This window comes from Lysinibacillus sphaericus (genome assembly GCF_002982115.1).
Lineage (GTDB): Bacteria > Bacillota > Bacilli > Bacillales_A > Planococcaceae > Lysinibacillus > Lysinibacillus sphaericus.
The window spans coordinates 744,253-760,082 of the sequence record NZ_CP019980.1 but is presented as its reverse complement, the minus strand read 5'-3'; the positions used below and the strand labels follow the sequence as shown (position 1 = coordinate 760,082).

15 protein-coding genes are annotated in these 15,830 nt (G+C 38.6%); 2 read left to right on the top strand and 13 right to left on the bottom strand.

What is annotated here, in order from left to right; genetic code table 11:
* Positions 1-21 precede the first annotated feature (21 nt).
* Positions 22-966 (bottom strand): D-2-hydroxyacid dehydrogenase, encoded by a 945-nt coding sequence (locus LS41612_RS03700; protein WP_024364569.1) that lies wholly within the window; start codon positions 964-966, stop codon positions 22-24.
* Positions 966-1,439 (bottom strand): thioredoxin-dependent thiol peroxidase, encoded by a 474-nt coding sequence (bcp, locus tag LS41612_RS03695; RefSeq protein WP_024364568.1) that lies wholly within the window; start codon positions 1,437-1,439, stop codon positions 966-968. Before bcp ends, LS41612_RS03700 begins: the two co-directional genes overlap by 1 nt.
* 133 nt (positions 1,440-1,572) lie before the next feature.
* On the opposite strand from bcp, the gene LS41612_RS03690 reads away from it, so the two are divergent.
* Both LS41612_RS03690 and LS41612_RS03685 read left to right on the top strand, forming a co-directional pair.
* Positions 1,573-2,859: a glutamate-1-semialdehyde 2,1-aminomutase gene (locus LS41612_RS03690; RefSeq protein WP_024364567.1), complete on the top strand. Its 1,287-nt coding sequence runs from the start codon at positions 1,573-1,575 to the stop codon at positions 2,857-2,859.
* A 320-nt stretch (positions 2,860-3,179) separates the two neighbouring features.
* A complete protein-coding gene (locus LS41612_RS03685; RefSeq protein ID WP_024364566.1) occupies positions 3,180-4,268 on the top strand; it encodes an FUSC family protein in 1,089 nt (362 codons plus the stop codon).
* A gap of 118 nt (positions 4,269-4,386) precedes the next feature.
* On the opposite strand, the gene LS41612_RS03680 is transcribed toward LS41612_RS03685, so the two are convergent.
* The 11 genes from LS41612_RS03680 to LS41612_RS03630 form a co-directional block, all read right to left on the bottom strand.
* Positions 4,387-5,415 (bottom strand): toxic anion resistance protein, encoded by a 1,029-nt coding sequence (locus LS41612_RS03680; RefSeq protein WP_024364565.1) that lies wholly within the window; start codon positions 5,413-5,415, stop codon positions 4,387-4,389.
* Positions 5,416-5,437: 22 nt separating this feature from the next.
* Positions 5,438-7,069 (bottom strand): YceG family protein, encoded by a 1,632-nt coding sequence (locus LS41612_RS03675; protein ID WP_024364564.1) that lies wholly within the window; start codon positions 7,067-7,069, stop codon positions 5,438-5,440.
* 26 nt (positions 7,070-7,095) lie between these two features.
* The gene (locus LS41612_RS03670; RefSeq protein WP_024364563.1) at positions 7,096-7,908 is read right to left on the bottom strand and encodes an HAD family hydrolase; all 813 of its coding nucleotides are present in this window, start codon (positions 7,906-7,908) and stop codon (positions 7,096-7,098) included.
* Positions 7,909-7,920: 12 nt separating this feature from the next.
* The gene (locus LS41612_RS03665) at positions 7,921-9,021 is read right to left on the bottom strand and encodes a cysteine protease StiP family protein (protein ID WP_024364562.1); all 1,101 of its coding nucleotides are present in this window, start codon (positions 9,019-9,021) and stop codon (positions 7,921-7,923) included.
* Positions 9,021-10,382, bottom strand: coding sequence for a phosphoribosyltransferase family protein (locus LS41612_RS03660; RefSeq protein WP_024364561.1), 1,362 nt, complete (start codon positions 10,380-10,382; stop codon positions 9,021-9,023). Before LS41612_RS03660 ends, LS41612_RS03665 begins: the two co-directional genes overlap by 1 nt.
* Positions 10,339-11,556 (bottom strand): HpcH/HpaI aldolase/citrate lyase family protein, encoded by a 1,218-nt coding sequence (locus LS41612_RS03655; RefSeq protein WP_024364560.1) that lies wholly within the window; start codon positions 11,554-11,556, stop codon positions 10,339-10,341. Before LS41612_RS03655 ends, LS41612_RS03660 begins: the two co-directional genes overlap by 44 nt.
* Positions 11,557-11,701: 145 nt before the next feature.
* Positions 11,702-12,277: a TerD family protein gene (locus LS41612_RS03650; RefSeq protein ID WP_024364559.1), complete on the bottom strand. Its 576-nt coding sequence runs from the start codon at positions 12,275-12,277 to the stop codon at positions 11,702-11,704.
* Positions 12,278-12,312: 35 nt separating this feature from the next.
* Positions 12,313-12,894 (bottom strand): TerD family protein, encoded by a 582-nt coding sequence (locus LS41612_RS03645; protein WP_024364558.1) that lies wholly within the window; start codon positions 12,892-12,894, stop codon positions 12,313-12,315.
* Positions 12,895-12,925: 31 nt separating this feature from the next.
* The gene (locus LS41612_RS03640; protein WP_024364557.1) at positions 12,926-13,540 is read right to left on the bottom strand and encodes a TerD family protein; all 615 of its coding nucleotides are present in this window, start codon (positions 13,538-13,540) and stop codon (positions 12,926-12,928) included.
* Positions 13,541-13,907: 367 nt separating this feature from the next.
* Entirely contained in the window at positions 13,908-14,801 is an 894-nt protein-coding gene (gene nikC / locus LS41612_RS03635) for a nickel transporter permease (RefSeq protein ID WP_029747432.1), read from the bottom strand.
* A gap of 15 nt (positions 14,802-14,816) precedes the next feature.
* Positions 14,817-15,821, bottom strand: a complete 1,005-nt coding sequence (locus LS41612_RS03630) for an ABC transporter permease (RefSeq protein ID WP_024364555.1) — start codon at positions 15,819-15,821, stop codon at positions 14,817-14,819.
* Between the last annotated feature and the right edge of the window lie 9 nt (positions 15,822-15,830).

Sequence of the window (15,830 nt, the reverse complement as noted above, 5' to 3'; positions counted from 1 at the left end):
TCATCTAAATTAAATTACAATTTAATAACCCCTCGACAAATCCATAACATTTTCTAAAGCGGTATCTCCATCCAACCATTTCGTCAAACTTGGCTTAAAAATAGCTAAGCTACGCTCTACATAACGTGAAGAATGACTTGAAACATGTGGTGAAACAATTACATTGGAGTATGACCATAAAGGATTGTTTGCACTAAGTGGTTCTTCTTCAAACACATCTAATACGGCATAACCAATCTCACCCGCTTCAATAGCACGAATAAGAACTTTCTCATCTACTAAATTTCCACGACCAAAATTCATGAAAATGGCATCGTTTTTCATTGCATTAAAATGCTCATCCTTCAATAAGTGCGTAGTATCTGGTGTTTTCGGTAAGACAGAAAGTACGATATCCGCCTTAGGCAAAGCTTCTGTTAACTTAGCGAAATTCACCATCTCATCCATATAAGGTGCTGCATTGCCCGAACGGTTACAGCCTATTGTTGTTACCCCAAACGCTTGTAGTAACCGACCTACTTCCGATCCAATGGCACCCGGTCCTAAAATAAGTGCTGTACTATCTCGTAATTCCGTTTGCTTTCCTTTTTTCGACCATTCACTTTTCTTTTGTTGCTCATACATCCATGGCAATGCACGCTTAATGGCTAAAATATGAGCAAGTATTGACTCGGCCATCGGTGTTTTATGAATCCCTCGCACATTAGATACTAAAATATCCCGATCCATAATGGCTTGTGCTGGCATTTTCTCTACACCTGCCGAAGCAACAAAAATCCACTTTAGTTTGGTAGCATACTGTATATTGGCATCGTTTAAATCTTCACCATATGTAACCAGTACGTCTGCTTTTTGTAATTCATCCGTAGATAAACCATTTTCAAATACAAAATCACATTGTGGGAATTCCTCTACTAACGGTTTACGTAAATCTGGTCTTGGCTCAAACGTAAAATAGATTCTCATTACTGCTCCTCCTGCTTGGCTAAAAAAGCGTAAACTTCTTCAATATGATTTTTCACACGCACTTTGCGCCATACCTTTACAAGCTTACCTTCCGTATCAATTAAAAAAGTAGAACGTTCAATTCCCATATATTCACGTCCATACATTTTTTTCAAGACCCATACACCATAAGCCTCAGCCACAGCGTGATCCTCATCCACTAAAAGAGAAAATGGCAACCCATGCTTATCGATAAATTTCGTATGCTTTTGAGCATCATCAGGGCTCACACCTAATACAACTGCATTCAACTGACTAAAGTCATCGTGCTTATCACGGAAATCACAAGCCTCTGTCGTACAACCTGGTGTCATATCTTTCGGATAAAAATACAAAATAACATATTTGCCTCTGAAATCTGCTAATTGCACTTGCTCCCCCTTGTCATTAACAAGTGAAAAATCCGGTGCTTTCTGTCCTTCTACTAAAGTCATATTAAACTCCTCCTTTGCATGTCTTATTTTACTCTAAGTCACAAATCAAGTCATATCCCCCTTATTTTCTTTGGATTTCTTACACTGATAGGTCTACAATAGATTAAGTATAATGACTTAGGAGGCAATATTAATGAATCACTCAAAATCAGAAGCAGTACACGAAGAAGCGCTTTTGCATATCGTTGGTGGTGTGAACAGCCCTTCTCGTTCTTATAAAGCAGTAGGTGGTGGCTCCCCTGTTGCAATGGCCCGAGGAAAAGGAGCTTATTTCTGGGATGTTGACGGCAACCGTTATATCGACTATTTAGCCGCATACGGTCCAATTGTTACAGGGCATGGACATCCGCATATTGCGAAAGCAATTTCTCATGCTGCTGAAAACGGTACATTATTTGGGACACCAACTGAATATGAAGTAACTTTCGCAAAAATGCTAAAAGAAGCTATTCCTTCAATGGATAAAGTACGTTTTAATAACTCTGGTACAGAAGCGGTCATGACAACGATTCGTGTTGCTCGTGCTTATACTGGCCGTACAAAAATTATGAAATTCGCTGGCTGTTACCACGGTCACTTTGATTTAGTATTAGTAGCTGCAGGTTCTGGCCCAGCTACATTAGGCACACCAGACTCAGCAGGTGTAACGACTGCGACTGCTGAAGAAGTGATTACTGTACCATTTAATAATCCACAAGCTTTTACTGAAGCGATGGATGCATGGGGCGATGAAATCGCTGCTATTTTAATAGAGCCCATTGTCGGTAACTTCGGTATTGTGGAACCAAACACTGGATTTTTGGAGTTAGTGCACGCTACAGCCAAAGAAAAAGGAGCACTGACGATTTATGACGAGGTAATTACTGCATTCCGTTTCCATTACGGTGGCGCACAAACACTACTTGGATTAACGCCTGACCTTACTGCATTAGGAAAAGTCATTGGTGGTGGTTTACCTATCGGTGCATACGGTGGTCGCAAAGAAATTATGGATACCGTTGCCCCACTTGGACCAGCATATCAAGCAGGGACAATGGCAGGAAATCCAGCATCGATGCAAGCTGGTATAGCATGCCTAGAAGTATTAGCAACTCCAGGTATTTACGATGAAATGGATCGTCTTGGTGCTATTTTAGAAGATGGTATTTTAACTGCAGCCAAAAAACACGGTGTCACAATTACTTTAAATCGTCTAAAAGGTGCACTAACAATTTACTTTACAGATGTAAAAGTTGAAAACTATGAGCAAGCAGAAAGCAGTGACGGAGAAATTTTCGGTCGATTCTTTAAATTAATGCTTAACCAAGGTATTAACCTTGCTCCATCAAAATATGAAGCATGGTTTTTAACTACAGAGCATACAGAAGCAGATATTCGTGAAACAATCGAAGCTGTCGACTATGCATTTTCACAGCTTTAATAGAAACAAAAAAGGCGACACTCATTTGAGCGTCGTCTTTTTTTTATCCTGTTATACAAATCTATGTATTTTATAGAAACTTCCTTCTATAATGTAAAGAAGCATTCATTACCCTCGGTGTAAATACGTCCAGTTTTTTGAGTCTATCCCGAAAAGCTCAAGTAAAAATCTGTGACATCCGCGGGGTCTTTAACTTGATTGAGTAGATGTTTAAATTTACTGAAGCCAGTGTATAAACATGATTGTCCACTGTTATTGAAGTGGTGAACTGCTGCTGAAGCAAGTTAAAAATTTTAGACAGAAAGGACATCGATTTTTTTATGAAATTAGGTGCCCGTGTATTTAAAACTGGTGTAGCTATTGTCTTTGCGTTATTTGTTGCTGAGCTCCTGCAATTACCGTCTCCAGTTTTTGCTGGAATCGCAGCAATCTTTGCCATTCAACCGTCAATTTATCGCTCCTATCAAACGATTGTTGAGCAAGTTCAAGCCAACGTTATAGGAGCTTCCATTGCAGTTGTTTTCGGTTTACTTTTCGGCCATCACGTTGTGGCTGTTGGCATTGCAGTCATTACAGCAATCGGCATAATGTTAAAGTTCAAGCTTGAAAAGTCTCTTTCCTTAGCACTTGTATCTGTTGTAGCTATTATGGAAATTCAAGGCGATGACTTTCTGACTTTCGGTCTTATCCGCTTTCTTACCATTTTAGTTGGGGTTTTAGCAGCATTTGTCGTCAACCTTGTGTTTTTGCCACCTAAATACGAAGTAAAACTTTTCCGCAAAATTTACTTTTTACAGGATGACATTATCCGCTGGACGCGTTTAGCTGTTCGTCAAGCCTCTGAACATACGTCTACTAAAACGGCTTTAAGCAAATTTAAAGACCGTATGCTGCGTGTGGACACACTCTATGATTTTTTTAAGGAAGAACGCAATTACTTTAAAAATAAAAAATTTGTTAAAGCACGGAAATTAGTTGTCTATCGCCAAATGATTACAACTTCTAAAAAAAGTTTAGAATTGTTACAACGGCTGCATAAGCATGAAAATGAATTGGCACAACTGCCTACTCAATTTCATTTAATGATTCAAGAACGACTGGACTTCCTGCTTACCTACCATGAGCAACTGTTACTGAAATATACAGGGAAATTAAAGCCTGAGCATTCAGAATGGAGTAAGCATATCGACTACATTCAGCGCAATCAGTTAATGGAAATTTTCATCAATCAAATAACCTATGCACACGCAGAAGGAGATACGGAATTTTCTAGCTATCATCTCCTTTATATTTTATCGCGTATTCTAGATTACGAAGAAAACTTAGAACATTTGGATACGCTCATTGTGTCATACCAAAGCCATCATGGTGAAGAAATCAACTTAGAAATCGAAGAAGAATTTATTTAATTTAAGTGCCAGTCACTCACACAATTCCCCCGAACAACGCAAATAAAAGCCGCAACAATCCGCGTGACAGCGGAGGTTGCGGCTTTTTGCTAAGTGCCAGTCACTCACACAATTATTGTTAAGCTTTAGTTAGTTGCTGCTCTATTTGTTGGCGCTTTGTTGTTTGTTCGGCGCGTAGTTGACGGTAACTTGCAATACCAGTAATGATTGTCTCCCACATTTCTTCGAGCGTCAGCGTCGGCTCATTTTGTTGGGCATGCATTATACTCTGCGCAACAGCATTGCTGTTTGTTTCACCATATTGTTTCATACGTTTTTCAAAAGCGGCTGCCGATTTATCTTGTAGCTGTTGGCGTTTTTCATTTACTGCATTCATAATCCCCATCTTAAATACAGGAATGGTTGTGACAAAAGCTCCGTTTATTTGCTCCATTAATGCGCTATTGCCATTGCGTAGCATATCCATTTGTGTTGCCCCTAAAATAGCTACCATACGCGATTTCTCAAGCTCATCAATTTTTTGGGCAAGTGTTTCAGCAATCGCTTGTAACGTTGTAAGCTCCATTTTAGCGATTTGATTTCCTGCTTCACTTTGTTTTTCATACATTGGCATTAATGTTGTCTTGATTTCATCTAGCTTCATTTCTGCTGCTATAATATATTTTTCAAGCTCCAAATAGTATGTCAAATTTTCGCTATATAAACGAGCAAGCATCCGATTATCATTCGCCAATGCATCTTCCATTAGAACAAATTGATAATGGATTTTTTCGATATCTCTACCAAGACGATTATATTTTGCATACAAATCTTCTTTATTCCTTGGTGCTCGTTTAAACAGTTTGCTAAAGAAACTTTGTTGCTCCATCACTTCTTTTTTATCGAATTGATCCATCAAGGCTTCAAGCTGCTTTAATAAATCATTCGATTCATTTACTTTTGAATGGGCAATTGTTTTTAATATTTGATCAGAGAATCGCGAAAGCTTAATGGCAGGCTCTTTACCAAGCTCTGTTAGTTCTATTTTATTTTTCACATTAATATGATTGGCAATATGCTGAACTTCAGGACTTTGACACAGCTGATGTTTTGTAAGATCTGCGGTTTCAGCTGTCAATCGTTCTATAGTTATTGCGCTATTTGACATCAAGTTCCTCCTTTCCAAGCAGTCAGAAGAAACGGTTAAACAATTTTTTAATCATTTTATCCGGTTTTGACTTTTGCTGCTTTGGCTCTTCAAATTGTAAGTCAAACACCATATGCTCTAAACGATGCCCATCAAACGTATCCTCTAGCAAATGCTTTTCTAAATCAAGCTTTCCTGTTGGATTGTAGAAAATAATATCCACACCAAAGCGATTTAAAAATGCAAATAATGCAATATCTTCGCGGGTCAATGTCGGTTGCTGAGGTGCTTGATAGAGCACCAACTTTGGTACTTCCTGAGCATAGTCAAAGCTTTGTAACAGGCGCAATATTTCCTTTGGAATCATCGTCATTTGCTTAAATAAAAATAATTGCAAATCATAGGGCGACTCATTAGGTTGTCGTTTAAGCAATGGCTGTTCACAAGAAGTTTTAATCGTATGAGCAATGGCTTGTTGTAACTCCAGTGTTAACTCCCCATATTGCCACCAATCACTTTGCAAGATGCGCTCCGTAGATAGCTCACCATTTACTAAACAATGTTTATAGTGAAAATGGAAATTCGCTCTGCTCGTTTTAGCATACGGAAATTCCTGTACAAAAACAGTTTGCGGGCTAGCTAGCAACTGATGCATATTGGCCCAGTACTCTTCACGTCTACTAGAAACACCGCTAATTTTGGCGAAAATAACGGGAATAATTACTTTATCTCGGAGAGCCTCAAATTTCGGACGAACCATTGCCTTTTCGTTAGCATAAATAAAAATATCATCATAGGTCATGCGTAATGTTAATGATTGTGGCATATGATCTTTAAATTGCCAAGGTCGATAAACACCCGATTGATGGTCATGCATTAAATGCTCGTAATGTTGGCTAGAACTATAGCCAACAGTTGCTTGACGTTCTCGTAATTTATCAGGAAAGGGCTGTAACGCTGTTTGACTTACGTAGGCGTACGAAACAGAAAATGCATCAGTAGGATCTACTGTTGCAAACTCATCAATCGCTGATGGATGGAAGATTAACACATCACAGCCCAGCTCCATTAGTAATAGAAGAAAATAGCGCTGACTCATTGTTGTCTCACCATACCAAACAACCTTAGGAAAATCATCTGTCGGCTTCATCGTTTTTGTCCACTGAATCCAATGATTTTTTAGCCACTTGACCATATCTATTAAAAAGCGTCGGAAATCATTGGCAAGTAAACCGAGTGATTGCTGCTCTCGGAAGCGTTCCACTACACGCATTGTCACTAGCTGTAAATGACGATTCATTGAAGCATCATCGTGCTTAGGAATGAGTTGATGACCATACATCATGGCAATCAATCGATTTATAGACAAGCCTTTAGGGGATTGCTGATGTTGCTCTAAAATCGTTTGCAATGCTTGAAAATCCTTTTGCTCAATATGTTTATTTAATTCTTCACTTAATATATGAACATTGGGATTTTGGGACATTGTATATAAGGAATTAAAATAATCATCTTCTTCAATCGGTACGCCCAATATACGAACAGCGATACGACTAAAACGGATTTGTTGTGGTGTCACCTCGTAAACTGTTCGCACGTTCGCTGAATCTTGGAAGGCTTGTAGCCAATCATAAGAATCTCTTTCTAAAACAGATTCAATTGTGACTGTTTGCATACAAGCGTCACCTCCTTACATCATACTTACACAATTGGTTGCTTATTGGCCAATTGTAAAACATCTTCGAGTAAATATTTCGTAAAAGCTTCACCGTTATAAGGCGAATACATTGTGTTCTTTAGTATTTGTGGTTGTTTGTCTTTTAAATCGCCGTGGTTTGGTGTATAGCCTTTATCAGCAATAGCGAGCATGCCGTAATCCATTATGGAATCGCCTGCCGCCACGTGCATATTATATGTACAATGCTCCTTCAAATACGAGATTGCAGCTTCTTTTGTAAGCACTTTTGGCAAAAAATATAATTTTCTTCCTTGCAGCAAGACGTGCCAACCATGGACTGCAAACTCTTGAATCATTGCTTGGACTTCGACATCCTGTATAATATTGACATCGACATAATGGACATAAAATAGCTCATCAACATAAAACGATTGTTGAAGCCATTCATCTGATTGGTAGCTATTAAATTTACGTAGCAAATCCGCCTTTGGAATAGAGGAATCTTCTATTCGTTTACGTAATATTTTCGACCATTCCTTATTAGGATGTCCTTGTTCTATTATTGTACCGCCATTGCTCGTAATTGCAAAAGTAGGACGCAATTCTTTTATAACATGGATACGTTCATATTGATGTACTGCTCGCGTTGTAACTGGTACGAATAAAGTTTGTTGGTGGACTTGCTGCAATAATGACATCGTAACTTCCGTCATCATACTAAGTCCCACTCCCTCTTTTCGTTCGGCTATAATCGGTGCTGTTTTCGATGGGAATTTCTCCATCATGCGCTGGGAGTAAATAAGCGTACGATCTAAATCTGATGTAAATAGTAGCATGTCTTCTCTCCTCTACACTTCTTTTATTAAACCACAGCATGCATAGGACATTTGTGGATATTCTTCAATTTGAACATTTTTTTCTTTGGCTAACAGTAAAATGTGCGCCAATTCCTGTACATATGTTGGGTTAACTAAAATTTTCCACGGAACTCTTCGAAGTAAGACGCGCGTTGTTTCGCCCACGCCTGGTTTTACAAGATGATGATTGGTAATGCCATACTGTTGTTGAATAGTCACAACCGACTCCATTCCTTGCCATGTAATAGCAGATGATGTTCGCTCACAAAGTTGTTGCGCTACATCCTTCTGTACTTGTGTAAAATGGGCACTGATACGGTCTATATAGAAATTGGATACGTCTGCATCTTGTAGTTCTTTATAATATTTCGCCCCATGAAAATCAGTGCCATCCATAAACTGCTCATTCCATACCGTACGGCTCACTAACCCTGAAACCGTTGAATTTAAACATGCGGAAGGTATTAAGAAATCTGCTCGCGTGCCATAAATGGCTGCACAATGTCCTGGATCAGCAAGCACCGCTAATGTAGCATCTAGTTGTTGAATATTTTGTTCATTATAGCTTGCGCACGCTTGTTGTAATTCCCTTGTTATGGCCCCTTTCCCTGTCCAACCATCAATAAATTGAATGCGCGCATGTGGGTGCTGAGTAAATATATACCGAATAGCAGTCTCATCAATACCACGACCACGAAGAATCGATATCGTATAATGCGGAACGCTGACGTTATAATGCATTTTTATATATCGTTTAATTAAAATACCTATTGGCGTTCCCGCTCTCGCTAGACTAACAAGCACTAAATGCTCTAAACCTTGACGTGCTACAATTTGCTGTGCCACCACACCAACAGCTAGTGCAATGCGTTCTGCATAGTCTTCCAATGTTTGATAAAACAACGTCATGTACGCTTCGGAAGGAAGATATTCTACAGGCAACATTTCTGAATAATGTGTCCCCGATTGAATAAGTCGTTCTCGCTGTTCATTATCTATTTCTAAGCTTATGTTACTAATATCTCGTAGCAAAAACACAACATCTTCTGAAGAATAGCTTCCCATTTTATCTGGCTGTTTTATTTCATGCATTATATAGTCCTCCAGTCGTGCATACAAATAACGTAAATATTTGCGTTACTCACTGCCTTCAATGCTTGCACTGTCTTTGCAACGACCTCTTGATTGGCTATACGTTCTATGACTAAAAAAAGTTCCGAATACGGATGACTATGTAAGTTGTATAAGTAATTTTCGACACCATTATTTTCTGGACTTTCGAAAGCTATTTTATCAGTAATTGTGTAGGAAGGGTCATCTGCACAATAAATGGGACTACGTGTTGTTGATTGAAAATATACTTCCTGTCCTAAACAAGTCGCTATTTGCATTGGCACATACATAAATTCACCTGTTCCAATGACAAGTGCTGGACCACCTGTACGAAGTGCTCGTAATTGAGCCGCGATGGCTTGCAATGTTTTCTTTTGCGCAACATGCTGCTCGGCTGTTATCGTGAATCGACCTGTCGCTAACATGTATGGCGCTCTATTGATAACGCCATTTTCAGCGATTGAATGGTACTGCTTTTGTTCGACTACCTCATCCACTGAAAGCAAAGCTATGTCAGCTGTTTGCGGTAATGTTGCTGCTACTTGGTTGCTCGTTAAAAGCGGTGTACCCTCACAAGTAAAGTGCCCAGACATAATAGCTACAAAATCTATTGTTATCCCCCATTGCGCTTCTAGCTGAGCAAACATTGCTCGTTGTTTAGATGAACGCCAATCTAAAATTGATAATACCGAGTAGCGTTGGACATGAGGGAATTTTCGTTGCAAGGTTTCGATAATATTTACTACTGTATTGCCCGTCGTTATTTCATCATCAATAAGCACAATCTGTTTTGCTTGTAGCAATTTTTCTGGTTGTTCGCAATATACTCGATGACTTGTGGCATGTGAATGTTCTTCTTCAAATGTCACAAATGGTTCAAGCTCTGGCACTAGTTCACGTGTCGTATGAATATACGTAGCATTAGACTTAAAAACATTAAATACTGCATGCCCTAACGCTGTTGCTGTTTCAGCAAAGCCAATAAATAGCACGTCTTCTGCTAGTTCCAATCCTTGTTCCTCCACTTGCTGCAAAATCTCTTGCACATTATCTCTATTTTGCATAGCCTGTACAACAGACTGTACTAACAAAGGCTCTTTTCCTGTCAATCGCTCATAATACATCATAGCTAGTAAAGCCCCTGTCAGTATCGGTACTTGTGGCTGGACTGCTAAATGCTTACCAAGAACTGTACTAACAAATAAAAACTGTCTCTTTTTATTAATACGTGTCGCCATTTTAAATAAATCTGTTATAGCAAAATCATAAGGATTGTCAGTAATCTCTATTGCGATTTTATAATCCTGAATAATGTTCAACTTGTTGTCGAGCTTCGTCATCCGTCGTTCCCCCTACTGTTGTGTTCAATAAAAGAGAGGCAAAATTTGCAGATTCATTGTATACACCATAAATATATGCTTGGCGTAAAATTTTCTGTGCCCATCTCATATGTGGTTTCATTTCATTCATTTTATTGGCATAATGGCTTTTTAAAACACCCTTTTGCCCATTATTATTTTCAACAATGCTGATGGCATCTAAATACTCCTCATATGAAACAACATACAAGGCATGAACAATTCGAATATGGCTAGGATGAATAATCGTTTTACCCAAAATACCATTTTGTTGATCTAATACCACTTCCTTCATTAGGCCATCTAAATAATCATCGAGTAGTGCCTTACGGGCAAACAACGCTCCTTGTTCACTGAACGGAGTGGCTCTTAGCGTTGGCTTTAATACACGCTCATTGCTGAAATACTCCCAAACTGGTCCGGAAATAACAAAGTCATCTTCTTCACGCCCAAGTACATTGACGATATCCGCAATGCAATCTCGAATAACAGCAATATCGTAAATGGTTGCGTCTACTCTACGTCGAATTCCGTAAATCCCACAAAAATCGGTCGCACCAATACGGACATTTAGTACACGTTTTCTGTATTGACGAAGTACGTCTTTAATCGCAAATAATGCTGTTATGCGAGACTCCTTATATAAAATGTCATGACTTTCTAAAATCGGCATCCCATATAACGTTAGTTGATGCTGTGCGATTGTTTGCTCTAGTATTTCAAAATAAGCTCTCCCTTGTACTGCTGTAAATTTAGGAAACACATAGCCTGTAATCACTTCTTGACGCTTTCCTAATTTAGAGGTTAAAAGCTTAAATTGCTCAACACTACGCACACGAATAAATAGAAGCGGTAAATCTTCAAGTAATATATCCTTTTGAAGATATAATGTATAAAGCGTACTGATATCTTCTATAATTTTTTCTTCACAACTTGTTAGCTCTGCATCCCCAACTGCATCTTCTAAATCAATAACAAGTGACTTTAACTCTTGATATTTTTGTGATTGTACCATGTCAATAATGTTAGGCATAGACGCGGGCATATATAATGTTGCACCTAATGCATAGGACAAAATATCAGGTGAATCTAATTTCGTAAATTTGCGTGGTTGTTGATAAAAAATCGTCTCCGCTTCTGTTGCAAAATATTGCATCCAATTATCTCCCCATTCAAGAATGATTTTGTAAAAAAGACACTGCATCAACCTGTTTTATACAGACTAATACAGTGCCTTCCATTACGTCGCTTTCTCTATTCAATTCATAATCGTAACCATCTAGTTATAAACGGCACTTTAATTATTGCAGTCCATAAGCATTGATTAATGCAGCTAAACCACCTTGATAGCCAGAGCCAACAGCAGCAAATTTCCACTCGCCATTATGTCGGTAAAGCTCACAAAATACGACCGCTGTCTCTATGCTGAAATCTTCACCTAAATCATAACGAAGTACTTCTGAACCGGATTCTTCGTTCGTTAATCGAACATAAGCGTTTAGTACTTGTCCAAAGTTTTGACGGCGACCTTCCGCATCATAAATTGTCACGGTTACAACAATTTTTTCTACTTGAGGAGACACTTGTTTTAAATTAACAAGAATTTTTTCATCGTCACCATCACCTACACCAGTACGGTTATCACCCATATGCTGAACAGATTTGTCTGGACTTGTTAAATTATTATAGAAAATAAAGTCTTGTTCATTACGGCATTTTCCCGATGCATCTAACAAAAACACAGATGCATCTAAGTCAAAGTCATTTCCTCCATCGAATTGTTTAACATCCCAACCTAAACCAATACCTACATTATTTAAGCCTGGGTCTTGCTTCATTAAATCAATGCGTTGTCCTTTACTTAACTGAATACCCATTAGAAGAAACTCCCTTTCTCATATAAAGTTAAAAGTTAGTTTACGTTTAAACCATAATCATTGCAAAGTGCCGCTAAACCACCTTGGTATCCAGCACCTACTGCGTTGAATTTCCATTCACCATTGTGACGGTATAGTTCTCCGACAACAACAGCTGTTTCAATACTAAAGTCTTCACCTAAATCATAGCGCACGATTTCTTCATTCGTCGCAGCATTAATAATGCGGATAAATGCGTTCGATACCATACCAAAGTTTTGGCTACGTGCTTCTGCATCATGGATTGTAACGGTGAATGCTAGACGTTGCACATGGGCAGGTACTTCTTTTAACGAAACTTTAACGATTTCGTCATCCCCTTCACCAACCCCTGTTAAGTTATCGCCAGAGTGCTCAACAGAACCATTACCACCGATAGTATTGTTGTAGAAGACAAAATCATTTTGGTCTGCTACTTTCCCTGTATCAGCAAGTAAAAAAATAGAAGAGTCTAAATCAAAATCATGTCCACCATCGTATTTATTCGTATCCCAGCCTAAACCTACAATAACATTTGATAATCCTGGATTTGTTTTTGTTAAATCAACTTTTTGACCTTTTTGTAATGAAATACCCATTTGTATTCCTCCTCAAATTTATAATTTATAATTATTGATATCTTCGAACTACATCACCAAGTTTTACATCATTTGTACCATTACCAATAGCGGCAAATTTCCACTCGTTGCCGTGACGATAAATTTCACCACAAACTAGTGTTGTTAAATTCGAATAATCATCACTTAAATTATAGCGAATTAATTCATTGCCTGTCTTGTCATCGTACACGCGAATATACGCATTTTGAATCATACCGAAATGTTGATTACGACCAGCTGCATCATAGATGTTTACAACAAATACTAATTTATTGTATTGTGCAGGCACAGCTCCTAACTCCACTGTAATGACCTCATCATCACCTGCACCGTCACCTGTTAAATTATCGCCAGAATGCTTAACTGATCCGCATTTACTTGATAATTTCCCGAAGTAAACGACGTCATCTCCTGCCAGTATACGATCATCTTGCAACATTAAAACTGATGAATCACAGTCAACATCTCTGCCTCCTGATCTACCACTAGAAAATAAGCCACCTAATAAGCCACCACTTTTTGTTTGGCCTACTGGATCCCATCCTAAGCCTACTTTAATTTTATTTAAACCAGCATTGCCTTTTGTTAAATCTACACGCTGTCCCTTTTGTAAATTAATCCCCATGTTAAAGCCCTCCTTAATTTGCATACTTGCTAAAAAATCGTGAATAGTATTTTAAATATGTTGATTAACTTGTTTTAGCAACTCCAATAATAGAAACGTTCAGTTACTGCTTTCTTGCGGAAATCGAATAACTTTTCGCTACATATTGTAATTGTCCGATCCATTTCCTTAATCAACTGTCCAATACACTGCTTTAAATTTTTCAATTTATAGCTATTACGTCAAAAAGTATGTATCAACATACATTAAGTCTAAAATAATATTACATAAAATTCAAATAATGGCTCCACATGAAAGTAGATTTTTATATTCTCCCTTTTTTACCAAATAAAAACCTTCTAGCTTTTCAGTAGAAGGCTCTTTACTATTAGCTTTTCATTTTCGGATCGAGCGCATCCCGTAGACCATCTCCCATTAAATTAAACCCTAATACCGTAAGCATGATAGCTAACCCTGGGAAAATCATCGTCCATGGTGCTTTTAGTAAGTAGATACGCGCGTCAGCTAGCATTTTTCCCCATTCAGGTGCTGGTGCCTGTGCCCCTAATCCGAGGAAACCTAGAGCAGCCGCTTCAATAATCGCCGTCGCAATGGCAAGTGTCCCCTGCACAATAATCGGTGTCATCGAATTGGGTAAAATATGTGAGAATAAAATACGTGAATCACGCATCCCTATCGCTTTGGCAGCTACGATATATTCTTCTTCTTTTACACTCAACACTTTTGACCGAATTAAGCGCCCAAAGTTTGGTACATTAATAATCGCAATGGCAATTAATGCATTTTGTAATGATGGCCCAAGTACAGCCACTACAGCAATTGCTAATAAAATACTAGGAAACGCCAACATAATATCAAAAATGCGAGAAATAATCGTATCAACCCACTTGCCATAATACCCTGCAAGAATTCCAAGTAAGCTCCCTACAATAACTGAAAGAATTACAGCAAAAAAACCAATTCTTAACGAAATACGGGCACCATGAATAATTCTAGAGAATATATCTCGTCCAAAGTCATCTGTTCCAAACCAATGTGCACTGGAAGGCGCCAATAATCGTTTCGATAAGTCCTGTTCATTGATTCCTTGTGGCGCAATGGAAGGGCCAAAAACAGCAAGGACAATAAAAAATATGACAATACCAGCACCAACAAGGGAGATTTTGCTTTTTTTAAAGCTGCGCCAGCCCTCTCTCCAAGGCCCTGCCGCTCGCTCTTGACTTGCCATTGCTTCTTTTTTTATATCTATCGCACCAGTCATTATCGCATCTCCCTCCTATTTGTATTTAATGCGTGGATCTATCACTGTGTAAAGTAGATCGACAATTAAATTAATCATAATGAAAATAAAAGCAACAACTAAAATACCCGATTGTATAACTGGATAGTCTCGGAATCCGATTGCATCATAAATATAACGACCAATGCCAGGCCAACTGAAAATGGTTTCTGTTAAAATGGCACCACCTAGTAGCAACCCTGTTTGTAAACCAATAACTGTTAACACTGGAATAACGGCATTTTTCAATGCATGTTTGTAAACGACGATAAACATTTTTTGTCCTTTTGCTCTCGCTGTTCGAACATAATCAGAGCGCATGACCTCAAGCATAGACGAACGGGTAATCCTTGCAATAATCGCCATAGGAATCGTAGCAAGCGCCACCCCTGGTAAGATTAACCGCTTTAACACTTCTGTAAATTGATCAAATCTGCCTTGCATCAGTGTATCCAGCAAATAAAAATGCGTAATTGCGGTTATCGGGTCTCGTACATCATTACGTCCAGATGTAGGCAACCAACCAAGCTGAATGCTAAATGCCCATTGTTCCATTAAACCTAACCAAAACACCGGAACAGATACACCAATTAACGCAACAACCATAGCGGTATAATCAAACCATGAATTTTGGAACCAAGCTGAAATAATACCTGCATTGACACCAATAATGACTGCTATAATCATTGCAAATATCGCTAATTCTGCTGTTGCCGCTAAATAAGGAAAAATCTCTTGTGACACAGGTAACTTTGTACGCAAAGACACGCCTAAATCGCCCTGAAAAATCCCCCCCAAATAGCCAAAATATTGCGTATACCATGGTTTATCTAATCCTAAACTTGCGTTTAATGCCTCAACCGCCTCTTTCGTCGCCTGCTGACCTAAAATAACTTGTGCAGGATTACCAGGAATTAGACGAATGAGCATAAAGACGATAAAAGTCATTCCAAGCAAAACTGGGATTAATTGAAATAAACGTCTTCCCATATAGTGAAGCATTTTCTTCAC